We start from the raw sequence: 23457 nt of genomic DNA on the forward strand, positions 1-23457 counted from the left end.
TAAAATGGTTATAAGTTGTATTAGAGGAGTAGGATTAATGATTGCTTACATAAAAGGGACCATTACATATATACATGATGATTCTGTCATTGTTGATATACAAGGGGTTGGATACGAGATTTTATGTGCCAATCCTTTTGTTTTTCAATCAAACGAAGAAACATTAATACATACATATCATCACGTTCGGGAAGATGCCCAGGTCTTGTATGGCTTTAAAGATCTGGAACAAAAATCGCTATTCACAAAGCTCTTACAAGTATCTGGAATTGGTCCTAAAGGCGCGCTTGCCATTTTAGGGTCGGTTAATGTCAGTGATTTTGTTGCTGCTGTAGAACGAGAAGATGATAAATACCTGACCAGTTTTCCTGGAGTAGGTAAAAAGACAGCACGGCAGGTAATACTGGACTTGAAAGGCAAACTTACATCTATGCTGTCAATTACCAGTGAGACCAATGGGGACAGTGCAGTAAAAGAAGAATCAACTGCAGGCTTATCGGAAGCACAGGAAGCGTTGCGTACGTTAGGTTACTCTGAAAAAGAGATTAAAACAGTTATTCCACAGCTGCAAAAGGAAAACCTTTCCAATACGGATGAAATTATTCGGAAAGCACTAGCGCTTTTAATGAAAAAATAACAAGGGGGGATAATGATGGAGGAACGAATGGTCACAGGAGAATTACATGAAGATGATTCAACTGTCGAGCTAAGTCTTCGCCCCACGACACTCGCCCAATATATTGGGCAGGATAAAGTTAAGGAAAATCTGCATATCTTTATTCAAGCAGCAAAGATGCGTGAGGAGCCATTAGATCATGTTCTTTTATATGGACCGCCAGGACTTGGAAAAACAACACTAGCGGCTATAATAGCCAATGAGATGGGTGTGCAGTTTCGTTCTACTTCCGGACCTGCCATTGAACGTGCTGGGGATTTAGCTGCTATACTGTCTTCACTTGAACCTGGGGATGTTTTATTTATTGATGAGGTACACAGACTACCAAGATCAGTAGAAGAGGTACTTTACCCTGCGATGGAAGATTTTTTTCTTGATATCGTCATAGGAACTGGTCCGAGTGCGCGATCTGTTCGAATTGATTTACCGCCATTTACGCTAGTTGGTGCTACAACCAGAGCTGGCTTATTGTCTGCACCACTTAGAGATCGATTCGGTGTACTAAGCAGGCTTGAATATTATGAAACAAAAGATTTGTGTTCGATTGTCGAACGTACCGCTGATATCTTTCAAACAACAATTACGAAAGAAGCAGCTGCAGAAGTAGCAGGCAGATCAAGGGGGACACCAAGAATTGCAAACCGTCTGCTAAAACGGATACGTGATATATCGCAAGTAAAGGGGGAGGATAAGATCAGCCTTTCTACAACAGATCTTGCTTTAGAAATGCTTCAAGTCGATGATGTAGGGCTGGACCATATTGATCACAAACTATTAAAAAGTATTATTGATGGCTTTCAAGGTGGTCCAGTAGGACTGGATACCATCGCAGCAACAATCGGTGAAGAATCACAGACGATTGAAGATGTTTACGAACCTTACTTATTACAAATTGGTTTTATTCAACGGACTCCGCGAGGGCGAGTGGTTACGCAAAAAGCATATAACCATTTTGGTATTAAGGGGAACGAATAGAATGAGTATGGGTAAGGTATTTATCGTATTAGGGATTGTTTTCATTATTATTGGCGTTATTTGGATTGTGTTTGGCAAACTGCCTGGTGATCTTAGTTTTAAAAAAGGTAATTTCACTTTTCACTTTCCAATCATGACTTCCATAGTAGTAAGTATAATACTATCCGTTCTTTTATTTTTGATCAGTAAAGTAAAGTAACATACAGAAAGGCGTTGCATCATGGATATAAATGATTATGATTTTGATTTACCAGATAATTTAATTGCACAAACTCCATTAAAAGACAGAACTTCATCGCGTCTTCTTGTAATGAATCGTGCCTCCAAAAAAATCGAACATCAGCATTTTTCAAACATAAAAAATCACCTGAAAAAAGGTGACTGTCTAGTATTAAATGATACGAAAGTTTTACCTGCGCGATTATACGGTATAAAAAAAGATACAGGTGCAAAAGCAGAAATACTGCTTCTTCACCAGCAGGAAGAGGATTGCTGGGAAGTTCTTGCTAAACCTGCAAAGAAAATAAAGGTTGGTACGGAAATTGTCTTTGGTGACGGTAAACTTAAAGCCACTTGTCTCGAAACAAAAGAACACGGTGGAAGGATATTACAATTCAGCTATGAAGGTATATTTTATGAAGTGCTAGATGACCTCGGAGAAATGCCGCTGCCACCGTACATCAAAGAACAGCTTCCTGAGAAGGAACGTTATCAAACGGTTTATGCAAAAGAAGAAGGATCTGCTGCTGCTCCAACTGCAGGACTCCATTTTACAAACAAGCTACTCGAAGAAATAAAGGAAATGGGCGTTACGATCGCATTTATCACGTTACATGTTGGTCTGGGAACGTTTCGTCCCGTGAGTGTGGAAAATATTGACGATCACACGATGCACTCCGAGTTTTATAATATGTCAAAAGAAACGGCTGAGACATTAACAAATGTAAAAAAGAATAATGGCAGAATTATTTCAGTTGGAACAACCTCAACCCGAACACTTGAAACGATTGCACGGGATAATAACGCTGAATTCACAGCATCAAGTGGGTGGACTGATATTTTCATCTATCCACCATACAAATTTCAAGCCATCGATGGTTTAATCACTAACTTCCACTTGCCAAAATCAACTCTAATCATGCTTGTAAGCGCATTGGTTGACAGGGAAAGTATCCTGGAGGCATATAATGAGGCTGTAAGAGAGGAATATCGCTTTTTCAGTTTTGGCGATGCGATGTTAATTCTATAAGAGAAGGAACGAATAAAATGACACCAATCACGTATGAATTAATAAAAACATGTAAACAGACAGGTGCCAGGTTAGGCAAAGTACATACTCCACACGGGTCCTTTGATACTCCGATGTTCATGCCAGTAGGAACACTCGCTACTGTCAAAACAATGAGTCCGGAAGAGTTAAAAGAAATGGAAGCAAAAATAATTTTATCCAATACGTATCATTTATGGCTAAGACCAGGAGAAGACATTATTAAAGAGGCAGGTGGTCTGCATAAATTTATGAACTGGGATAGACCGATACTAACTGATTCAGGAGGTTTTCAGGTCTTTAGTTTGAGTAAAATTCGGGATATTAAAGAAGAGGGTGTACACTTCAGAAGCCATATAAGTGGTGAAAAATTGTTTCTTTCTCCTGAAAAAGCAATGAGAATACAAAATGATTTGGGTTCCGATATCATGATGGCATTCGATGAATGTCCACCCTTTCCTGCCAGCCATGAATATATGAAATCTTCTGTAGAACGAACATCCCGTTGGGCCGAAAGATGTCTAGAAGCGCATGAAAACTCGTCTAATCAAGGTTTGTTTGGTATAATTCAAGGTGGCGAATATGAAGATCTAAGAAAGCAAAGTGCACAAGATCTTGCTTCACTTGATTTCCCAGGCTACGCCATAGGTGGTTTGTCTGTAGGTGAACCGAAAGATATAATGAATCGTATGTTAGAATTCACAACTCCGTTGATGCCTTCTAACAAGCCGCGGTATCTGATGGGTGTTGGTTCACCTGACTCATTGATCGATGGGGCTATTAGAGGGATAGATATGTTTGATTGTGTCCTTCCTACACGCATTGCACGTAATGGGACATGCATGACATCAAATGGTCGACTTGTCGTTCGTAACGCAAAATTCGCAAGAGATTTTAATCCAATTGATGAAAATTGTGACTGTCATGTATGCAAAAATTATACAAGAGCGTATATCCGACATTTAATTAAAAGTAATGAAACATTCGGATTTAGACTTACTACTTATCATAACCTGCATTTTCTGTTAAAATTGATGGAACAAGTACGAACAGCGATAAGCGAGGATCGGCTTGGTGATTTTAAAGAAGCATTCTTTGAACAATATGGTTTTAATAAACCGAATGCTAAGAACTTTTAGTGAGAGGGGGGAACAAATTGGACACGTTATATAGTTTACTACCAATAATATTGATGTTTGTTATTTTTTACTTCTTGTTAATTCGTCCGCAACAAAAACGTCAAAAGCAAGTAAAGCAAATGCAGTCTGATCTTAAAAAAGGTGATTCAATCATTACAATAGGTGGGCTACATGCTACGATTCATGCAATCGATGAGTCTTCTGTTATTGTTGTATCTGACGGAGTGAAGTTTACATATGACCGTTCTGCTATTCGTGAAGTTAGCAATTCACTTGCTGCTGAATAACAGGCACATAGTAAATTCGAAACGCAAGAAAGTACAGGCAATCAAATGGTTTTTTCACATTGCTTGTACTACATATCTACCTGCAAAGAGGAAGTTGCCTGAATTCAGGCAACTTCCTCTTTCATTTGCAGCATTATTTCAGTGTTTGCAGCATTCTAGTCATTCTTTTACTTCACCTACTGCATTCACCCCAATTACTCCGCCAACCAGGGCTACCAGGATATAGCCAAGGTGATTTAATGATTGTTCGATGGAGAAACCTTGCTGATACCCTAAATATTGAACTGCAAACGTAAATAGTGTGAATCCCAGACCAGTTAAGCCTCCAATCAACCACCCTTTTTTCCTGCTCTTCGTACCAGCTACAATTCCTCCAATGAACAATGTTAGCAATCCTACTACTAAGGTCACCCAAGATAGAGTGGGCTCATTCAATGGTGTGAATTTAAGTAAAAGTGCTAAAATAATACTAACGATGAACACGAGTCCAAGAATTACAATCCAACCGTAAGCTAAGGCAATAAACTGCTGCTTCCTCATTTTTACTTCCTCCCTCTGGTTTGTCCTTGTAATTATTTTATTCGTGCATTATAAAAATAGACGAAGATAATTATTTTTTTGGTTGAATCCATTTAGCAAAAAGAGGAATCTGTTTTAACTCTTCTTTCGTAATAAACTTTAATGTGAATAATAGTATGAGATAAATAAGTGTTAAAATGATAAATATTCCTAGTAAAGTTAAAAGGTTTGCCTCCATGGAAAGATATATACTTTTCATAATAGAACCAAACCACCAGGTAGCAAGTAGTAACGCCGCCATTTTACAAATATCCAAAAATGGAATGAAAAATTTAATTGCTTTTAGCAGTGTGGCAAGATGTAGCGAGGTTACTAAAACTATTCCAGCTACCATAGAAAGTGCGACCCCTTTTATTCTGAATTGCGGACTGGATGCTAAGACGAACAGTGCTATGAACTTTACGCATGCTCCAATTAAACTGTTCCACATAGCAGGCTTTGCTAGATCTAATGCTTGCAATGCTGCTTGCAGAGGTGCTTGTATATATAAAAGGAGAAAAAAAGGAGCCATTAAAACTAAAAATTGGCTTGCATGGTCTGTCCCATACATATATATTAAAATTGGTGATGCAAAAAGCGATAAAACGATAGTAGCGAGTGCTCCTGATGCAAACGAAATTCGTATTGATTGATGGATCCGGTAGTTTATTAAATTCAGGTTCTGCTTAGCACCAGCTTCACTTATGGAAGGCACTAACGTAATGGATAATGACTGCGTAATGAAAGTTGGCAAAAACAATAGTGGGAGTACATATCCTGTAAGTTCACCGTATTGTTGAGTTGCAAGCTTGCTAGCAATACCAGCAATAGCCAAACTCTGCATGACTATGATTGGCTCAAGAAAATACGAAATCGAACCAATCATTTTACTCCCAGTACTGGGCAATGCGACGGAAAAAAGTTCGCGCAACGTATCTTTACTGGATTTTAGATAACCAAAAAAACGATAGCGAATCTGAATAACTTTTCTTCGCTTAAATACATAAATGATGAAACTCAACGATATAATTTCACCAATTATGACACTGATCATCGCACCGGCTGCGGCATACTCTATCCCATAAGGAAGCAGTAATTTAACAAATAATGCTACACAGCTAATCCGGACAATTTGTTCAATTACCTGTGAATAACTTTGCGGTTTCATATCCTGAAGGCCTTGAAAGTATCCCCGGATTACTGCAGACACAGCGACGATTGGAATGATGGGACAGATAGCGAATAAAGGATAAATAGTGCGGCTTTCATTTAATAATGAAGAGGCGATAAAAGGAATAATAAATACTAGAAGCGTCGAAACCAGCAGACTTGTACAACCTGTAATAATCAGTGAAACGACCAGTATTTTTTTGATTTTTTGCTGGTTATTCGTTGCATCTGCTTCAGCTACCCTTTTTGAAATAGCGACAGGCAGTCCTAGTTGTGTGATAGTAATAACAAGGAACAGTGTAGGGAGTGCCATCATATATAAGCCGACACCTTCTTCACCCATTACTCTCGCAACAACTATTCGATTAATAAAACCCAGCAAACGCGTTATCATCCCAGCGATTATCAATATAATTGTCCCTTGTAAAAAAGTTTGTTTGGACATATTAGAAACCCTGCCTTCTCAAATAATAAAATTTCATATACAATGATATATATGCTAATGATGTGGCCAAGCATGACAAAAGATAGAATAATGGTTTTCTTTAGCAGTAAGGGAGGGGCATACTTGGAAATTGTACGCAGTGTTAATGAGTGGAAAGAGGCTATGAAGCCAGCTCTTGAAAGCAAAAGAAGTGAATTTCTATTATTGGGGTATTCCAAGGCTTCTACAGAGGAAATTTGGAATTGTCTCGTGCTAAAGGTTTGGAAAGGCAATCCAGAAAAACGTCTTTATGAAGTAGCTCAGGATATTTTCCATCTGGCATCCAATATATATTTAAGTTACTTAACAGTGAAAGCTTATGAAGATGATGATTTAATGGCCTCCATACAAGCAGTAACAAGTATGCGGGAAGAGTAAAAAATACATATGATTGGTTTTAAGTTAAAAGGGAGGCAATTGGTTAATGAAGAATCGAGGTAAAATTGTTGCCTTTTTTCTGATCGTTATATTATTTGCAACAACGATTGGAACAACGGTGACAGGTATAACGAAAGATATTAACTTAGGTTTAGATCTTCAGGGTGGCTTCGAAGTATTGTACGAAGTGGAAGCTGTAGATGAAGGTGAGGAAGTAGACCGTGAGTTATTAGAAGCTACTGTTCGTACATTAAATGAACGTGTAAACAGACTCGGAATTAGTGAAGCTAATATTAATATCGAGGGTGAAGACCGAATTCGCGTTCAACTCGCGGGGGTTGAAGATCAAACAGAAGCTCGTGAACTATTGTCAACTTCTGCAAGACTTTCATTTCGGGATGTAACCGACAAGGAATATTTAAATGGTTCTGATATTGTTGGTGGAAGTGCACAACAGGACTTTAATTCAAGAACGAATGCACCAATTGTTACGTTACAGTTAAAAGATGCATCAGAATTTGCTGATGTCACTAGTCAAATTGCAAAAATGGAAAACCTTGAAACTCCTAACGAGGATAACTTACCTGAAACTCCTTACGAGGATAATTTGCTCGTTATTTGGATGGATTATCAGGAAGGTGACTCGTTTGCTGAAGAAGTAAAAAAAGAGGAGCCAAAATATATTTCAGCACCTCAGGTAGATGAGACGTTGAATACGGCAAATGTAATGATTTCGGGTGACTTTACAATTGAATCTGCACAACGGCTGGCGGATATTATCAATGCCGGATCACTTCCAGTAGATTTGAATGAAAAATATTCGACTTCAGTTGGAGCACAGTTTGGGGAACAGGCTCTAAATAAAACTGTTTTTGCCGGTATAATTGGTGTGGGAATAATCTTCTTATTTATGATTGCATACTATCGTTTCCCAGGATTAATTGCAGTTATTAATTTAAGCATCTATATTTACCTGATCTTAGTTGTCTTTGAATTATTGAACGGGGTGCTGACTCTCCCTGGTATTGCAGCATTAATACTTGGTGTCGGTATGGCAGTTGACGCAAATGTAATTACAAATGAGCGTATTAAAGAAGAGTTGCGCGAAGGAAAATCAGTTTCAGCAGCATTTAAGGCAGGAAACAAAAACTCTCTGTCCACTATTTTTGATGCTAATATTACCACCATTTTAGCAGCATCTATACTATTTATTTTTGGTACAAGTTCTGTTAAAGGATTTGCTACAATGCTAATAATTAGTATTCTGGTAAGTTTCGTAACAGCCGTTTTTGGATCAAGAATACTTTTAGGATTATGGGTGAAAACAAAACTTCTTCATAACCGTCCGGGAATGTTTGGAGTGAAGCAAAAAGATATTAAAGATATTAAAGATAAGACAGAATATGAGCCTAAACTATTTGGGCGAGAATTAAATCCGGTAGATCACCGTAAGAAATACTTTATCGCATCTTCCATAATGGTTATACTTGGAGCTGTTTCTTTACTGATGTTCCAGCTAAATCCCGGAATCGACTTCACCAGTGGTTCAAGAGTTGAGGTGCTGGCTGAGCAGAGTTTAACTACCGAACAAGTAAAGAATGATTTAGCTGACATTGACCTAGTTGCAGAAACAGTGGTACTAGCTGGTAATAACGATGAAATTGCTGTTATGCGTTTTGAAGATGTTCTGAACGAAGATACACAAATCCCTCAGATTAAGGAATATTTCACTGAGAAATACGGCAATGCACCGAACGTTAGTGTAGTTTCGCCTATTGTAGGTGAAGAACTTGTTAAAAATGCGCTATATGCGGTGGGAATCGCAATAATTGGTATGATTATTTACGTTGCGTTCCGATTCGAGTTCTTTTTTGCGATAACAGCAATTATTGCGCTTGTACATGATGCGTTTTTCGTAATTGCTATATTCAGTGTGTTTCATATTGAGTTTGACGTTAATATTGTGGCAGCCATATTAACAATCGTCGGTTATTCGATTAACGATACAATCGTTACCTTTGATCGAATAAGGGAAAACCTGATTAAAAAGAAAAGAGTCAAGTCTGCGAAAGAACTTGCTGTGATTGTGAATCGAAGTTTAGTTCAGACCTTTACTCGAAGCATTAATACTACACTGACTACTATGATAGCAGTGTTGGCGTTTCTAATCTTAGGTGCTGAATCTATTACAGGATTCGCAATTGCACTTGCGGTAGGGCTTATAGCAGGTACTTATTCATCACTATTCCTGGCAGCACAGCTATGGCTAGTATGGAGAAGTAAAATGATTAAGAAAAAGCCTGTCGTATTCGAAAAGAAAAAACGTACAGAGGGACCACAGGTATAAAATCACAAAACCCTTGTCGCTGTTTCGCGACAAGGGTTTTATGATTACAAAAATGAAAAGTAGGGTAACGTATAGTAAATAGATTAACGGGAGGGTACGTAATGAAAGGTCAGTCATATGTCATTTTTGCTATATTATTTGTTATTATTGTTGCTATTTTTGCCGTAATAAATGTGGATCCAGTTGAAGTGAATTATTTGTTTGGGACTGGGGAAGCACCACTGATTTTTGTCATATTATTTTCTGTATTAATGGGCGGAATTATTACAGCTGCAGTTGGAATTCTTAAGGTGTTCAGGTTACAGCGTGAAATTAATGCTTTACGCAAAGAAAACGTTCAGCTAACTAAAGAAACTCCTTCAGTAGTTAATGAAGAACCACATGAAATGGATAATGATAAAAGTATCTTGGATCATTCAAATCAGGACAAACAAATCTAATAATAATCGATTCTAATTGCGACCCTTGACTCTCTTTTGTATAATAGATAAGTCAGGGGTGAATTTATGTTAAAAAGTAAAGCAAAATGGAATTTTAATAATGAAGATTCAGAAACAACGAAATGGATGGGCGATTCACCAGATTTGTCCCCTGTTATTAAAGAATTACTTGTACAACGTGGGATTAATACGTTGGAATCGGCTACAGAGTTTTTATCACCTAAAATAGAAAACCTTTTAATGCCGGAAAACCTTTCTGATATGGATACAGCAAGTACTCGTGTACATAAGGCTATAGAACAAGAAGAAAAAATTCTCGTTTTCGGTGACTATGATGCCGATGGTGTTAGTTCAACTACATTACTAATGTCTGCTTTAAAGGAGCTTGGAGCTGATTGCGACTTTTATATTCCAAACCGGTTTACAGAGGGATATGGTCCAAACGAAAAAGCTTTTACCTATGCAAATGAACAAGGATATCAATTAATTATTACAGTGGATTGTGGAATTGCATCTGTGAAGGAAGCCGCATTGGCTAATGAGTTAGGACTTGATTTAATTATTACTGACCATCACGAACCTCAAAATGAGTTGCCGCAGGCGCTTGCCATCATTCATCCGAAGTGCTCACCAGAATATCAATTCAAGGAGCTGGCAGGGGTTGGAATAGCCTTTAAATTTGCCCAGTGCCTTCTAGGTTATTTTCCCGACCATTTATTAGATTTAGTTGCGATAGGGACGATTGCAGATTTAGTTCCGCTAGTTAGCGAGAACCGAATACTTTCCTTTTACGGACTGCAAAAATTAACATCGACAACCAGGCCAGGTATTGAAGCTTTAAAGAACCAGTGTAAGATAGAAGGAAATGTTTCAGAAGAAGATGTCGGTTTTCGGATAGGTCCTCGGCTTAATGCAGTTGGTCGATTGCAGGATGCAAGACTAGCTGTTGAACTGCTCATGACCGAAGATCAGGAAGAAGCAGAACAGCTTGCTGAGATCGTTCAGGGACTAAATCAGAAACGGCAAAAAATAGTAAACGACATTGTTATCGAAGCAGAAGCGTTAGTTAATGAAAAAGAAGAAAACTTTGGGATTACTATTGTAGCAAAAGAAGGCTGGAATGAAGGGGTCTTAGGAATAGTTGCGTCCAAATTAGTTAGAAAGTATGACCGCCCTGCGATTGTACTTGCAATAAACAGTGACAAAGGAACAGCAAAAGGATCTGCCAGAAGTATTCAAGCATTTGATTTATTTCAAAATTGTATGAAAGTTAGAGATTATTTCACTCATTTTGGTGGTCACTCTCAGGCGGCAGGTATGACGCTGCCAATTGAAAATGTTTCCTTATTGCAGCAGAAATTAAGTGAAATGATAAACGAACAGTTGACTAAGGAAGATTTCAAACAGGAAATAACAATCAGTAAAACACTTTCACTTCAGGAGATAAATGAAGAATTAGTCAATGAAGTAAGTCAGCTCGCACCGTTTGGGATGGCTAATCCAAAGCCAACCTTTCACATAAACCAATTCCCTTCTAACGTGCGGCAAATTGGTTCTATGCATAATCATTTAAAAATTCAATTTAGGCAGGATGCTCAACAAGTTGATGGAATCGGATTTGGCCTGGGAGAGTTTTTCCCATTTATCTTGGAAAAAAATAAACTTTCAGTTGTTGGTGAAATAGGAATTAACGAGTGGAATGGTAATAGAAAAGCACAAATCTTAATACAGGACTTACAAATAGAAGAACATCAATTGTTTGATCACCGAGGAAAAAAACAAATTGATATTATGCCTTTTATAGAGAATACAGATAGTTGGGTTACAATCGGTGAAAATTTAGAAAATCGTTTGAAACAGGTACCTATTAATTTAAACCAATTATCATACAATTCTAATGAAACATTATTAGAACCAGCTAATACCCTGTTTCTGTTTGATCTTCCAGAGAATACAGATGAATTAAGCAGAGTTATTCAATTGATCAAACCCGTAAACATACATGCGTGTTTTTATATTGAGGATAGTCAATACTTAAAGTCATTTCCTACAAGAACTGATTTCAAAAATTTCTATGCATTAATAATTAAGCGCGGCTATTTCGATATCAAGAAGGATCTCTTTTCTTTAATGAAGGGTCATGATTGGACAGAGGAACGGATTAGGTTTATGTTAAATGTGTTTTTTGAATTAGAATTTGTTACTATTGAAGGTGGACTGGCAAAGCCTAACACTAGTCCTTTAAAAAGAGATTTACAGGAGTCCAGGTTATACCAACAGCGAATAGAGCGCAGTAAAATTGAAAAAACGCTCTATTATTCTAACTATGATGATTTAACGCAATGGTTAAAAAGATTAACAGAAGATGTGGATATTCCCAAGGAGGAGCTTACCTATGGATTATAAAAAATATATAAAAATAGTAGAAGACTGGCCAAAGGAAGGTGTTCAATTTAAAGATATAACACCTTTAATGGACAATGGTGCAGCATTTAAATCTGCGGTCGATGAGATAGTCGAATTCGCACAGGAAAAACAAATTGATATCATTGTTGGACCAGAAGCAAGAGGGTTTATAATCGGCTGTCCGGTTTCTTATGCACTGGAAATTGGTTTTGCACCGGTAAGAAAAGAAGGGAAGCTTCCTCGCGAAGTAATTAAGGTTGATTATGGGTTAGAGTATGGACAAAATGTTTTGACGATTCACAAAGATGCTATCAAACCAGGACAACGCGTCTTAATTACAGATGATTTACTTGCAACTGGTGGGACGATTGATGCCACCATTAAGCTAGTGGAAGAGCTAGGTGGAATAGTTGTGGGCTGTGCATTTTTAATCGAACTTACTTATCTGGATGGACGAAGTAAACTGGATGGATATGATGTGCATACGCTAATGCGTTATTAATATAATACAATTTTAAATTTGAATGGCCTGACAAAGCTGCTTTAATTCGTCAGGTCTATTATTTTTCCAATAAGATATAGGTTGCTATCTGATGTATTATAGGAGATTATAGAAATAGACTTAAATTCCAGCGGAAGATAATGTTTATTACTTTACATTTTTATAAAAATTTTCGATACTAGATAGAAATAAAAAATCAATGATTGATTATTCCCTACATTGAATTAAGGTGATCTCATGGCAAAAGATGATATTCTAACAATTGAAGATGTAATTGAAAAAGCTCGGAAGTATATTTCTGAAGAGGATGCGGCTTTTATTAGACGTGCGTTTGAATTTGCTGAACGGGCACACGCTGACCAGTTTCGGAAATCAGGTGAACCATATATTATTCACCCTGTTCAGGTAGCAGGTATTTTAGTTGAGCTAGAAATGGATTCTGAAACAATTGCGGGCGGATTTTTACATGATGTAGTCGAAGATACTGAGATAACTTTAGATGAAATTGAATCCAATTTTAATCATGAGGTCGCAATGTTAGTTGACGGAGTCACAAAGCTTGGAAAGATTAAGTATAAATCAAAAGAAGCTATCCAAGCAGAAAACCACCGTAAAATGTTTGTAGCTATGGCAAAGGATATTCGCGTCATTTTAATTAAACTTGCGGACCGTTTGCATAATATGCGCACGTTAAAGCATCTTCCACCGGAAAAGCAGAGGAGAAAAGCAAATGAGACATTAGAAATATTTGCCCCTCTAGCACACAGACTTGGTATCTCCACGATGAAGTGGGAGTTAGAAGATATAGCGTTGCGTTATTTGAATCCACAACAATATTATCGAATTGTTCAACTTATGAAACAAAAAAGAAACCAACGGGAATCGTATATCAAAGATGTAATGGACCAAGTTAGCGAGCAAGTAAAAGAAGTAAATATAAATGCCGATATCTCTGGAAGACCGAAACATCTATATAGTATCTACAAAAAAATGACTAAGCAAAACAAGCAGTTTACCGAAATTTACGATCTGCTGGCAGTACGAATAATTGTAGATAGTATTAAAGACTGTTACGCGGTTCTTGGAATCATTCATACATGCTGGAAGCCGATGCCAGGAAGATTTAAAGACTATATTGCCATGCCAAAACCAAATCTGTATCAATCTTTGCATACGACGGTTATTGGGCCAAAAGGCGACCCGCTGGAGGTTCAGATACGTACGAAAGAAATGCATGAAATTTCTGAGTATGGAATAGCTGCTCATTGGGCTTATAAAGAAGGTCGCCAATTAAATAAAGACAAGAAATCATTTGAAGAAAAGCTGACATGGTTTCGGGAAATTCTAGAGTGGCAAAATGAAACCTATGATGCCGAAGAGTTTATGGAATCTTTAAAGGTCGATTTATTTTCCGATATGGTTTATGTGTTTACACCAAAAGGTGATGTAATCGAATTACCTTCCGGATCTGTACCACTTGATTTCGCCTATCGTATTCATACCGAGATTGGTAACAAAACAATTGGTGCAAAAATCAACGGAAAGATGGAGCCGCTTGATTATAACTTAAAAAACGGCGATATTATTGATGTAATGACGTCTAAGCATTCCTATGGGCCATCGCAGGACTGGCTAAAGATTACACAAACATCGCAAGCAAAAAATAAAATTAAACAGTTCTTCAAAAAACAGCGGCGTGAAGAAAACATTGTAAAAGGAAAAGAATTGGTTGATAAAGAAATCCGTTCTTTAGGAATCGAGCCTAAAGAAGCACTTACGCAGGAAAATCTTAAACGTGTCTATGAAAAATTTAACTTTACGAGTGAAGATGATATGTATGCGGCTGTGGGGTATCAGGGAATTACTGCTGCTTTAATTTCCACGCGTTTGACCGACAAGATCCGACAATCAAAACTAAAACAGCAAGATCTCGCTCAAACATTGGAGGACGTAAAAACCGGTGTTAAAGCGAGTAAAGCGAACAAACGAGATTCTGGTGTAAAAGTTGCGGGAGTGGATAATTTACTAGTACGTTTATCCAAATGCTGTAATCCTGTTCCAGGTGATGTAATAGTTGGGTATATTACAAAAGGACGGGGGGTTTCTGTACACCGATCAGACTGTCCAAATGTTCAGACTGAGGATGCTCAGCAACGCTTTTTACATGTAGAGTGGGAGAGATCCATGAACGACAAGAAGCAATATCATGTAGATCTTGAAATATCTGGTTATGATCGTCGAGGCTTGTTAAACGAAGTGTTACAAGCGGTAAATGAAACGAAAACGAACATTACACATGTGACTGGTCGTTCAGATAGAAACAAAATGGCAGTCATTCATATTACAATTCTCATCAATGATACGAATCATCTGCGTAAAATAGTAGAGCGAATTAAACAAATTAAAGAAGTTTATACTGTTACGAGAACGATACAATAAAATATATAAGGTGGTTAAGTGAACCACCTTTTTGTGTAATTTAGAAGTGAAACTATACGGTAAGAAGGTGTTTCATGAATGCGGGCAATTATTCAGCGCGCTATGAATAGTAGTGTATCAGTTGATGGCACTGTGACTGGGGAAATTGATAATGGGCTTGTCATGCTGTTAGGCGTGACACATAGTGATACGATAGAGGATGCTAAATTTATTGTAAATAAAGTAGTTAACCTGCGTATATTTGAAGATGCCGATCAAAAGATGAATTTATCTCTCAAAGACGTAAATGGCGGAGTTTTATCAATTTCCCAATTCACATTATATGGTAACCTGAAAAAAGGGAGACGCCCGAGTTTCGTAGATGCAGCAAAACCTGATCTGGCAAATGAATTATATCAAACAGTAAACCAATTCATAGAAGACCAGGGTGTACCGGTAGAAACGGGTGAATTTGGAAAAATGATGAATGTTCAATTAACAAATGTAGGACCAGCAACATTTATACTGGACAGTAATGAAAAATGATCTATTTGTGATAGTGCATCACAAATAGATCATTTTTTCTACTTATTACCAAAGTATTTAATTAGACCGTTAACCATACCCTGAACCAATTTTTTTTGGTAAGCATTGGTTTGAAGCAACTGTTCTTTATTTTCATTGGACAAAAATCCAAGCTCCACCAATACAGCCGGTTTAAATGTTTGTCTGATTACAAAGTAGTTGCCAAAAGCTACACCACGATCATTGGCATTTGTTTCCTTAATCAGTTCTTTTTGAATATATGTTGCAAGATCTTTATTTTGTCCATGATAGTAATACGTACCAATACCTGTAACACTGGGAAGCTCAGGTGTACTATTGTAATGGATACTTATAAATACATCTGCCTTGATATTTGCAAAGCTTGATCGACTGCCAAGAGAAATAAATTCATCTTCAGGTCTTGTCATAATAACATTTGCACCTAACACGGTCAGTTCCTGTTTTAGTTCCTGTGAAGTTTTGTAGGTATAATCTTTCTCGAAGGTACCATTTGCTCCAATAGCTCCAACATCGCGCCCACCATGACCTGCATCGATTACAATTGTCTTATTTTCTATTCCGGTAGTTTCCTTTTCCTCGTCTTTAACGAATTGTTTTTTTAAGAATCCTGTTAGCTCTTCCCCCTCAACTTTATACCAGTCATCTGTTTCTCCTACCACATCAAAGGTAGTTCCTTTTTCTGCGTAGCCGGTAATCTCATCGTTTGTTGAAGGTCCACTTCGAAGGTGTGTATGCTTATAAGGAATGGTAACTGTTTCAATGGAAGCTTCATTTGTAACAGATTCTGTCTCTTCTTTGGAGGACTGTCCATCTTGAATAGTTATGTATTCTTTTGTTATCCAGCCTGTCATAGTGGCTAGTTGAATCTCCACCCAATTATCCTGTTGCTGAACTATAGGATAGCTTTCATTGGCATGAACTTCATCAACCTCTTCAAAGTTTTCACCAGGACCGCTTCTGACATTGAGAATTTGTGTGTCAATAACTGCTTTTTTTGTTCCTGCTGGAGTTGTCATAGCAGTTAATAACATAACAATACCTAAACAAATAATGATTATTTTAAACGTGCGCAACGCTTTTCCCCCTAAAACCAATTATGTTTTCTAATTCTATTTTAATAGAAATTAATAAAATAGGCAAAGATAGATATATGGGAGGCGAATTTTAATGCGTATAAATGATAAGCAAAACAAATCGATACACAATAAAGATTTTCACGATATTAATTTACACCGGTTTATGGAGCTGAATGATCATTCTACACAAATGGAAATAGCAATGGAACTCGGAATTACTTTAGGTGAAGTAAAACAATTAAAGAAATTAGTAAATCGTGCTTGACATTGAACCTGTATAGGATTAATATAATAATCATTCTAGAATGAATCGTAACAGTTGAACAATATAGTGAAAACCCGATTGAGGGAAAAAGTAGTTAAGTAATAGGTGGTTAGAGAGAAAATGTCTTTGGCTGAAAACATTTTCACATACTAGCTTAATGAAAGACATTCCTTAGGTTCTTAACCGAAATGTACGTAGGTTAAGACGTTTTGCAGGCGTTAACTGTGAAGAGTGGATGCAGGCAAGACGCATCAACTAGGGTGGCAACGCGGGTGAACTCTCGTCCCTTTTTTATATAGGGATGGGAGTTTTTTTATTGTTTACACATATAGGGAGGAATAACTAATGAATATTAAGGCACCACGTGGAACGGTTGATATTTTACCTGAAACGGCTAAAAAATGGCAGTACATCGAAAATGTAATTAAAAATGTGTGTAACAGATTTCATTATAATGAAATACGAACTCCTATCTTTGAACATACTGAATTGTTTAAGCGGGGTGTAGGGGACTCTACCGATATAGTACAAAAGGAGATGTATACCTTTGAAGATCGGGGTGAAAGAAGTCTGACGCTTCGACCAGAAGGAACTGCTTCAGTAGTGCGTGCTTTCGTAGAAAATAAATTGTTTGGTTCTCCTGTTCAACCAGTGAAATTGTTTTATTTTGGGCAAATGTTTCGTTACGAACGTCCGCAAAAAGGCAGAATGCGCCAATTAAACCAATTTGGTGTGGAGGCTATGGGAAGTGCAGATCCTGCAGTGGATGCTGAAGTTATTGATTTAGCGATGACATGTTATAAAGAGCTTGGATTAAAATCGCTCAAGCTAGTTATAAATAGCTTAGGAGATACAGAAAGTCGAAAAAATTACCGTGAGGCTCTAATTCAGCATTTTTCTCCACATAAGGAAGAATTATGTCAGGATTGTCAATCGCGCCTGACGCAAAATCCACTTCGGATCTTGGATTGTAAAAAGGATGCTGACCACCCAGCAATGAAAACTGCACCATCAATAATGGATTTTTTAAATGAAGAATCCAAATCCTATTTCGATAAAGTGAAAAGCTATTTGGACGTGATGGAAATTCCGTATACTGTGGATAAAAATTTAGTTCGAGGGTTAGATTATTACAACCACACGGCATTTGAAATTATGAGTGAAGCGGAAGGCTTTGGAGCGATTACTACATTAGCGGGTGGCGGTCGATATAACGGTCTAGTAGAAGATCTTGGCGGACCAGACACACCTGGAATTGGATTTGGAATGGGTATTGAGCGGCTTTCAATGGCGCTGGATGCAGAAAATATAACACTCCCACTGGAAGATCAATTAGATTGTTACCTTGTTGCTTTTGGTGAAAATGCAGCTTCTGAATCAGTACGTCTTGTTCACTTGCTTCGGGAAAACGGAATCCAGGTTGATAAGGATTATCAAGGTCGAAAAATGAAGAGTCAATTTAAAGCGGCAGACCGTGATAATTCAAAGTTCGTACTTGTACTCGGAGATGAAGAAATAGAAAATAACGTAATAAACGTCAAAAACATGAATACGGGTAATCAAACACAGGTTGCTATTTCGGATATTGTAACTTACATGCATACTGTTATCGAACAAGAGGGAGGTAGTTAATGATGAACAAAGAAACAAGGATGTTAGCAGGCACTATTCGTGAAGGTCACATTGACCAGGAGGTGCTGCTTAAAGGATGGGTACAAAAAAGGCGAGATTTAGGTGGATTAATTTTTATTGATTTACGTGATAAATCCGGAATTGTACAAATCGTGTTTAACCCAACTGTTTCCAAAGAAGCACTTGAAATAGCTGAAGCGGTACGTAGTGAATATGTTGTCGAAGTTAAAGGTAAAGTGGTTAAGCGTGACGAATCCACAATCAACGGACTTATGGATACCGGAGCAATCGAAATTGCGGTTGATTCGTTAGAGATACTTAACAAATCAAAGAACCCTCCCTTCCTCATTCAGGATGAAACGGATGTATCGGAAGATTTACGGTTAAAATACCGTTATATAGATCTACGGAGAAGTTCACTACAAGAAACGTTTAAACTCCGTCACAAAACAACACAGGTAATTCGAAACTTTTTAAATGAACAAGCGTTTCTTGAAATGGAAACACCAATATTAACAAAAAGCACACCTGAAGGAGCACGTGATTACTTAGTACCTAGCCGGGTTCATGCTGGAGAGTTCTATGCATTACCTCAATCTCCTCAATTGTTTAAACAACTAATAATGATTTCAGGTTTTGAAAAGTATTATCAAATTGCCCGTTGTTTTCGAGATGAGGATCTACGTGCAGACCGTCAACCTGAATTCACACAAATTGATATTGAAACTTCTTTCATGTCCAGTGATGAAATTATGGAGATGACAGAAGATATGATGCGAAAAGTAATGCTAGAAGTTAAAGATGTAGAGATTCCTCAACAGTTACCACGTCTTAAATACCAAGATGCAATGCAGAGATTTGGCTCTGATAAACCAGATACTCGTTTTGGAATGGAGCTAATTCATGTATCTGATGATGTTAAGGAATCTTCCTTTAAAGTGTTCCAAAGTGCGATAGCAGATGGTGGAAAAGTAGCATTATTAAATGCAAAAGAGCAAGCAACAAAGTACTCAAGAAAAGATATTGATAAACTAACAGATTTTGTAAAAGTATATGGAGCTAAGGGTCTAGCCTGGTTAAAAGTAGAAGGCGAAGAATTGAAAGGACCGATTGCTAAATTTTTAACTGAAGATGAAGTTAAAGCAATTACCAATAAAGCAGAGGCAAGTGACGGTGACTTACTTCTCTTTGTAGCTGATAAATCTTCAGTTGTTTATGATAGTCTTGGAGCTCTCAGATTAAAACTGGGCAGAGAAATGAAGCTGATTGACGAGTCTAAATTTAATTTTCTATGGGTTACTGACTGGCCACTTTTTGAATATGACGAGGATGAAGGAAGTTTTCAGGCAGCTCACCATCCGTTTACAATGCCTATGGATGAAGACATCAGTAAATTGACAACGGAACCAGAGAATGTGAGAGCAAAAGCCTATGACCTTGTCTTAAATGGATATGAACTTGGCGGAGGATCGTTGCGTATATATAAAAAAGAGCAGCAGGATAGGATGTTTGAGATACTTGGATTCTCGAAAGAGGAAGCAAAGGAGCAGTTCGGATTTCTATTAGAAGCACTTGAATACGGTGCACCTCCACATGGTGGAATAGCTCTTGGTCTCGATAGAATCATTATGCTCTTGTCAGGCAGGTCAAACTTACGTGATACGATATTATTCCCAAAAACAGCATCTGCATCAGATCCATTAACAAATGCACCAAGTGAAGTCGCATCGAACCAACTGGATGAGCTTTCTATTCAGCTAAATAAAAAGAATAACAAAAATGAATAAATGTAAGAAAATTGTTATACTTGTAATGAAATTTTCACAATAATCTATATTGAACAAATTTTATTTCTGTGGTACTATTAGGTTACAAATTAATTTAGATATTTAATCCTGATGTGTACGTTTAATAAACGTTTTGACCGAACATTTTTATACGTGGGAGCCCGGACGTTTCTGTGTTGCGTGCATGCCTTATACTTACTTTTAAAAGGAAGCATAATAGGTACAGAACAAGGCACCCATCTGCCGAGAGCGGGATCAAAACTAAAGAGTTGGACGGCACAATTGGGATTAAATAGCTATACATAAAAAAGGCTGCTACAAACGGTATTACCGTTTGTAGCAGCCTTTTTACGTTCCTTCGTTCCGTTTGAAACTATCACTTTAGCAAAAAAATATCGAAAGACGTTTTGAGTTTATCTAAATTAATTACTTGTTCCATTGGCAACCTGTTGCAGGTTGCCGTTTTTGTCCATTCGAAATGCTGGAGTCTTTATGGGACCCTGGTCTTCTAAAACAGTCATTTTACGTGCGCGTTCCATGATCTGGATGAATACCTGATAGTCTTCTTGAACAGTACTTAATTGTTTTTCCGTTAAGGATAAATTCTTTTCCAGTTCGCTTACTTGTCTTCTTAAACTTTCGTTCTCTCTTTCCATTCTCTCCAAAGCAGACTTTGATTGATTAGATGTTTGGTATTCTTTTTTAACTTGTTTTAAATACCCAATAACCATGTCCATTGACAGAACAGGTGCAGATTGGTTTAACTGATTTAAAGATTCTTGCTCATGATTATTAGTAGAAACCTCATTATTATGAGCCGTTACATTCACTGCACTTACCGGAGCCTTCTTGTTTTGAACGACTCCAGCGACAGCTCGTTTTTTCTCTTTTCGTTGTCTCTTTGCAAGATCGATAGCATGATCATATTTATTTCTTACCTCCGCATTCCATCTGAACCCGCAAGCTGCCGAAGTTCTGTTTAAATGATCTCCAACCTCTTCAAATGCGTTTAATTGCGTACTGCCCTCACGTATATGACGTAATACAGTTTCTGCTAATAATAAATCATCTTCATGAGACCATGCGTCCTGTCTAACTTTAACCATAATATTTCATCTCCTTTTCACTCAGGCAAATAGATTAATTAGTACACATCCCTATGTGCTAATTAGTTTTACCGTTTGCAAAAAGAAATATACCTATCTCACTTGCTATTATTTTTATCGGACTGTATTTTATCGTATACGTGTTTCATAGCTTGTTCAAATTTACCCGTATTTTTTGGTTTATAGTATTCTCTTTTACGTATTATGGATGGTAGGTATTCCTGATTGACCCAATTATTCTCGTAATTGTGAGGATATTTATATTCGACACCTCTGCCCAATTTACTTGCACCACTGTAATGTGAATCTTTCAGGTGAGCAGGTATTTCACCGCTTTTACCATTTCTTATATCTGATAACGCAGCATCAAGAGCTTTGTAAGCAGTATTTGATTTAGGCGATAAACATAGCTCCACAATTGCAACCGATAAAGGAATTCGTGCTTCAGGAAACCCAAGACGTTCGGCTGCCTGCACAGCTGCCAAGGCGCGCGGGCCAGCTTGTGGATTTGCGACCCCAATATCTTCATAGGCGCAAACAACCATTCGTCTGGCAATGCTGTCCAAATCTCCAGCCTCGATTAGTCGTCCTAAATAATGCAAGGCAGCATTTACATCACTGCCACGTATAGATTTTTGAAAAGCAGACAGAACATCATAGTGGGCATCGCCACCTTTATCATGTGAGAAGCTTTTCTTTTGCATACACTCTTCAGCTACACTCAGTGTAAGATTCACAACGTTATTATCATCTTTTGGTGTGGAAAAAACGGCTAATTCAAGCCCATTTAGTGCTGAGCGCAGATCTCCGTTCGCAGCGTGAGCAAAATGGTTCAAGGCATCTTCAGCTATCATTACGTTATAATCACCTAAGCCATTTTCTTCATCTTCTAATGATCGTTGAACTGCTACCTTTATATCCTCTGGCGTTAAAGAATGAAGTTCAAATAGATGACATCTGCTGCGGATGGCTGGATTAATAGAATGATATGGATTACTCGTAGTACAGCCTATTAAAGTTAATAAATCACTCTCCAGATAGGGTAATAAAAAATCTTGTTTAGCTTTATCTAAACGGTGGACTTCATCAAGGACCAGTACAACTTGGCCAGTCATTTTTGCTTCTTCTACAACAATTTCCATGTCTTTCTTTTTATCTATTACTGCATTTAACATTTTAACTGGTACTCCTAAGCTTTTACCAAGTGCCACAGCCATGGATGTCTTACCGGTTCCTGGTGGGCCGAATAGAATCATTGATGCTAAACGCTCGGCGTGAATCATTCGATTTAATATCTTACCTTCACCTACAATGTGAGTCTGGCCAATTATTTCGCTGATATGGGCAGGTCGCATACGATAAGCTAATGGTTTCTGTTTCATATAGGATCATCCTTTGTATGTGAATTGCGTTTCATGCAACATATGCATTATTCATGCTATAATATCATGAGTTAATAACTAATTACCCGTTAAACGATAAACTGAATTAATTTAATTCGTATATATAAAAGTAGTACAATAAAGACAGAGGTGTAAAGTATGAAGATTTCTACTAAAGGAAGATATGGACTCACGATTATGATTGAACTGGCAAAACAGTATGGAAAAGGGCCAGTATCGCTTAAGTCAATTGCTCGCGATAAAGATTTATCTGAACATTATTTAGAACAATTAGCTTCTCCGCTTCGCAATGCCGGTTTAGTAAAAAGTGTTCGTGGTGCATATGGTGGTTATATGCTTGCGAGGGAGCCAAAATCTATAAGTGCTGGAGATATTATCCGTGTATTAGAGGGACCAATAACTCCAGTCGAAGGGATTGAAGATGAAGAAGCTGTAAAACAGGCATTATGGCTGCGTATTCGCGACGCGGTTAAGGATGTATTAGATACAACAACACTGGAAGATCTCATTCAACATGATGACGATAAGCATCAAGAATCATATATGTTCTATATTTAGATTGATTAAACAGGAA

22 protein-coding genes, 1 other RNA gene and 1 other annotated feature are annotated in these 23457 nt (G+C 37.6%); of the genes, 18 read left to right on the forward strand and 5 right to left on the reverse strand.

Annotated features, from left to right (window positions below):
• Nucleotides 1-37: 37 nt before the first annotated feature.
• The 6 genes from ruvA to yajC are packed head-to-tail and all read left to right on the forward strand — an operon-like array spanning nt 38 to nt 4344.
• The gene (ruvA, locus tag VBD025_RS10060; protein ID WP_430785041.1) at nt 38-637 is read left to right on the forward strand and encodes a Holliday junction branch migration protein RuvA; all 600 of its coding nucleotides are present in this window, start codon (nt 38-40) and stop codon (nt 635-637) included.
• Nucleotides 638-652: 15 nt separating this feature from the next.
• Nucleotides 653-1651, forward strand: coding sequence for a Holliday junction branch migration DNA helicase RuvB (ruvB, locus tag VBD025_RS10065; RefSeq protein ID WP_430791348.1), 999 nt, complete (start codon nt 653-655; stop codon nt 1649-1651).
• 7 nt (nt 1652-1658) lie between these two features.
• A complete protein-coding gene (locus VBD025_RS10070; RefSeq protein ID WP_430791350.1) occupies nt 1659-1850 on the forward strand; it encodes a DUF2905 domain-containing protein in 192 nt (63 codons plus the stop codon).
• 21 nt (nt 1851-1871) lie between these two features.
• The gene (gene queA / locus VBD025_RS10075) at nt 1872-2900 is read left to right on the forward strand and encodes a tRNA preQ1(34) S-adenosylmethionine ribosyltransferase-isomerase QueA (RefSeq protein ID WP_430785043.1); all 1029 of its coding nucleotides are present in this window, start codon (nt 1872-1874) and stop codon (nt 2898-2900) included.
• Between the two features lie 17 nt (nt 2901-2917).
• Nucleotides 2918-4057 (forward strand): tRNA guanosine(34) transglycosylase Tgt, encoded by a 1140-nt coding sequence (gene tgt / locus VBD025_RS10080; protein WP_430785045.1) that lies wholly within the window; start codon nt 2918-2920, stop codon nt 4055-4057.
• A gap of 17 nt (nt 4058-4074) precedes the next feature.
• Nucleotides 4075-4344: a preprotein translocase subunit YajC gene (gene yajC / locus VBD025_RS10085; protein WP_430785047.1), complete on the forward strand. Its 270-nt coding sequence runs from the start codon at nt 4075-4077 to the stop codon at nt 4342-4344.
• 159 nt (nt 4345-4503) lie between these two features.
• On the opposite strand, the gene VBD025_RS10090 is transcribed toward yajC, so the two are convergent.
• Together VBD025_RS10090 and spoVB are read right to left on the reverse strand one after the other, a co-directional pair.
• Nucleotides 4504-4884, reverse strand: a complete 381-nt coding sequence (locus tag VBD025_RS10090; RefSeq protein WP_430785049.1) for a TIGR04086 family membrane protein — start codon at nt 4882-4884, stop codon at nt 4504-4506.
• Between the two features lie 70 nt (nt 4885-4954).
• The gene (spoVB, locus tag VBD025_RS10095; RefSeq protein ID WP_430785051.1) at nt 4955-6517 is read right to left on the reverse strand and encodes a stage V sporulation protein B; all 1563 of its coding nucleotides are present in this window, start codon (nt 6515-6517) and stop codon (nt 4955-4957) included.
• A gap of 123 nt (nt 6518-6640) precedes the next feature.
• Here spoVB and VBD025_RS10100 point away from each other — a divergent pair, with 123 nt between their 5' ends.
• The 7 genes from VBD025_RS10100 to dtd all read left to right on the forward strand — a co-directional run bounded on the left by VBD025_RS10100 (nt 6641) and on the right by dtd (nt 15593).
• The gene (locus VBD025_RS10100) at nt 6641-6934 is read left to right on the forward strand and encodes a post-transcriptional regulator (protein ID WP_430785053.1); all 294 of its coding nucleotides are present in this window, start codon (nt 6641-6643) and stop codon (nt 6932-6934) included.
• A gap of 46 nt (nt 6935-6980) precedes the next feature.
• Nucleotides 6981-9281 carry a protein translocase subunit SecDF gene (gene secDF / locus VBD025_RS10105; protein WP_430785055.1) on the forward strand — a complete coding sequence of 767 codons (2301 nt, stop codon included), beginning with the start codon at nt 6981-6983 and terminating at the stop codon, nt 9279-9281.
• 101 nt (nt 9282-9382) lie between these two features.
• Nucleotides 9383-9721: a LapA family protein gene (locus tag VBD025_RS10110; protein ID WP_430785057.1), complete on the forward strand. Its 339-nt coding sequence runs from the start codon at nt 9383-9385 to the stop codon at nt 9719-9721.
• A gap of 66 nt (nt 9722-9787) precedes the next feature.
• Nucleotides 9788-12127, forward strand: a complete 2340-nt coding sequence (gene recJ / locus VBD025_RS10115) for a single-stranded-DNA-specific exonuclease RecJ (protein ID WP_430785059.1) — start codon at nt 9788-9790, stop codon at nt 12125-12127.
• Nucleotides 12117-12629 carry an adenine phosphoribosyltransferase gene (locus VBD025_RS10120; protein WP_430785061.1) on the forward strand — a complete coding sequence of 171 codons (513 nt, stop codon included), beginning with the start codon at nt 12117-12119 and terminating at the stop codon, nt 12627-12629. The genes recJ and VBD025_RS10120 overlap by 11 nt, the downstream gene beginning before the upstream one ends.
• A 237-nt stretch (nt 12630-12866) precedes the next feature.
• Entirely contained in the window at nt 12867-15068 is a 2202-nt protein-coding gene (locus VBD025_RS10125; protein ID WP_430785063.1) for a RelA/SpoT family protein, read from the forward strand.
• 78 nt (nt 15069-15146) lie between these two features.
• Complete coding sequence (gene dtd / locus VBD025_RS10130; RefSeq protein WP_430785065.1) at nt 15147-15593, forward strand: D-aminoacyl-tRNA deacylase; 447 nt, start codon at nt 15147-15149, stop codon at nt 15591-15593.
• A 38-nt stretch (nt 15594-15631) separates the two neighbouring features.
• On the opposite strand, the gene VBD025_RS10135 is transcribed toward dtd, so the two are convergent.
• Nucleotides 15632-16687, reverse strand: a complete 1056-nt coding sequence (locus tag VBD025_RS10135) for an N-acetylmuramoyl-L-alanine amidase (RefSeq protein ID WP_430785067.1) — start codon at nt 16685-16687, stop codon at nt 15632-15634.
• Nucleotides 16688-16781: 94 nt separating this feature from the next.
• Between VBD025_RS10135 and VBD025_RS10140 the strand changes: the two genes are divergently transcribed.
• The 4 genes from VBD025_RS10140 to ssrS all read left to right on the forward strand — a co-directional run bounded on the left by VBD025_RS10140 (nt 16782) and on the right by ssrS (nt 20667).
• Nucleotides 16782-16955: a hypothetical protein gene (locus VBD025_RS10140; protein WP_430785069.1), complete on the forward strand. Its 174-nt coding sequence runs from the start codon at nt 16782-16784 to the stop codon at nt 16953-16955.
• 68 nt (nt 16956-17023) lie between these two features.
• Nucleotides 17024-17246, forward strand: a binding site (T-box leader).
• Between the two features lie 54 nt (nt 17247-17300).
• On the forward strand, nt 17301-18587 hold the full coding sequence (hisS, locus tag VBD025_RS10145; protein ID WP_430785071.1) for a histidine--tRNA ligase: 1287 nt from the start codon (nt 17301-17303) through the stop codon (nt 18585-18587).
• On the forward strand, nt 18587-20374 hold the full coding sequence (gene aspS / locus VBD025_RS10150) for an aspartate--tRNA ligase (RefSeq protein WP_430785073.1): 1788 nt from the start codon (nt 18587-18589) through the stop codon (nt 20372-20374). Before hisS ends, aspS begins: the two co-directional genes overlap by 1 nt.
• Before the next feature lie 102 nt (nt 20375-20476).
• Nucleotides 20477-20667: non-coding RNA, 6S RNA (gene ssrS, locus VBD025_RS10155), on the forward strand.
• Between the two features lie 129 nt (nt 20668-20796).
• Here ssrS and VBD025_RS10160 read toward each other — a convergent pair.
• Together VBD025_RS10160 and VBD025_RS10165 are read right to left on the reverse strand one after the other, a co-directional pair.
• On the reverse strand, nt 20797-21480 hold the full coding sequence (locus VBD025_RS10160) for an RsfA family transcriptional regulator (RefSeq protein ID WP_430785075.1): 684 nt from the start codon (nt 21478-21480) through the stop codon (nt 20797-20799).
• A 98-nt stretch (nt 21481-21578) separates the two neighbouring features.
• A complete protein-coding gene (locus VBD025_RS10165) occupies nt 21579-22862 on the reverse strand; it encodes a replication-associated recombination protein A (protein WP_430785077.1) in 1284 nt (427 codons plus the stop codon).
• A gap of 159 nt (nt 22863-23021) precedes the next feature.
• On the opposite strand from VBD025_RS10165, the gene cymR reads away from it, so the two are divergent.
• A complete protein-coding gene (cymR, locus tag VBD025_RS10170; RefSeq protein WP_430785079.1) occupies nt 23022-23441 on the forward strand; it encodes a cysteine metabolism transcriptional regulator CymR in 420 nt (139 codons plus the stop codon).
• Nucleotides 23442-23457 lie beyond the last annotated feature (16 nt).

The organism is Virgibacillus flavescens (assembly GCF_050574275.1).
Lineage (GTDB): Bacteria > Bacillota > Bacilli > Bacillales > Amphibacillaceae > Virgibacillus_F > Virgibacillus_F flavescens.

Coding starts and splice junctions, on each gene's coding strand:
- ruvA (WP_430785041.1), top strand. CDS start 38: ATGATTGCTTACATAAAAGGGACCATTACATATATACATGATGATTCT.
- ruvB (WP_430791348.1), top strand. CDS start 653: ATGGAGGAACGAATGGTCACAGGAGAATTACATGAAGATGATTCAACT.
- VBD025_RS10070 (WP_430791350.1), top strand. CDS start 1,659: ATGGGTAAGGTATTTATCGTATTAGGGATTGTTTTCATTATTATTGGC.
- queA (WP_430785043.1), top strand. CDS start 1,872: ATGGATATAAATGATTATGATTTTGATTTACCAGATAATTTAATTGCA.
- tgt (WP_430785045.1), top strand. CDS start 2,918: ATGACACCAATCACGTATGAATTAATAAAAACATGTAAACAGACAGGT.
- VBD025_RS10090 (WP_430785049.1), bottom strand. CDS start 4,884: ATGAGGAAGCAGCAGTTTATTGCCTTAGCTTACGGTTGGATTGTAATT.
- spoVB (WP_430785051.1), bottom strand. CDS start 6,517: ATGTCCAAACAAACTTTTTTACAAGGGACAATTATATTGATAATCGCT.
- secDF (WP_430785055.1), top strand. CDS start 6,981: ATGAAGAATCGAGGTAAAATTGTTGCCTTTTTTCTGATCGTTATATTA.
- VBD025_RS10110 (WP_430785057.1), top strand. CDS start 9,383: ATGAAAGGTCAGTCATATGTCATTTTTGCTATATTATTTGTTATTATT.
- recJ (WP_430785059.1), top strand. CDS start 9,788: ATGTTAAAAAGTAAAGCAAAATGGAATTTTAATAATGAAGATTCAGAA.
- VBD025_RS10120 (WP_430785061.1), top strand. CDS start 12,117: ATGGATTATAAAAAATATATAAAAATAGTAGAAGACTGGCCAAAGGAA.
- VBD025_RS10125 (WP_430785063.1), top strand. CDS start 12,867: ATGGCAAAAGATGATATTCTAACAATTGAAGATGTAATTGAAAAAGCT.
- dtd (WP_430785065.1), top strand. CDS start 15,147: ATGCGGGCAATTATTCAGCGCGCTATGAATAGTAGTGTATCAGTTGAT.
- VBD025_RS10140 (WP_430785069.1), top strand. CDS start 16,782: ATGCGTATAAATGATAAGCAAAACAAATCGATACACAATAAAGATTTT.
- hisS (WP_430785071.1), top strand. CDS start 17,301: ATGAATATTAAGGCACCACGTGGAACGGTTGATATTTTACCTGAAACG.
- aspS (WP_430785073.1), top strand. CDS start 18,587: ATGATGAACAAAGAAACAAGGATGTTAGCAGGCACTATTCGTGAAGGT.
- VBD025_RS10160 (WP_430785075.1), bottom strand. CDS start 21,480: ATGGTTAAAGTTAGACAGGACGCATGGTCTCATGAAGATGATTTATTA.
- VBD025_RS10165 (WP_430785077.1), bottom strand. CDS start 22,862: ATGAAACAGAAACCATTAGCTTATCGTATGCGACCTGCCCATATCAGC.
- cymR (WP_430785079.1), top strand. CDS start 23,022: ATGAAGATTTCTACTAAAGGAAGATATGGACTCACGATTATGATTGAA.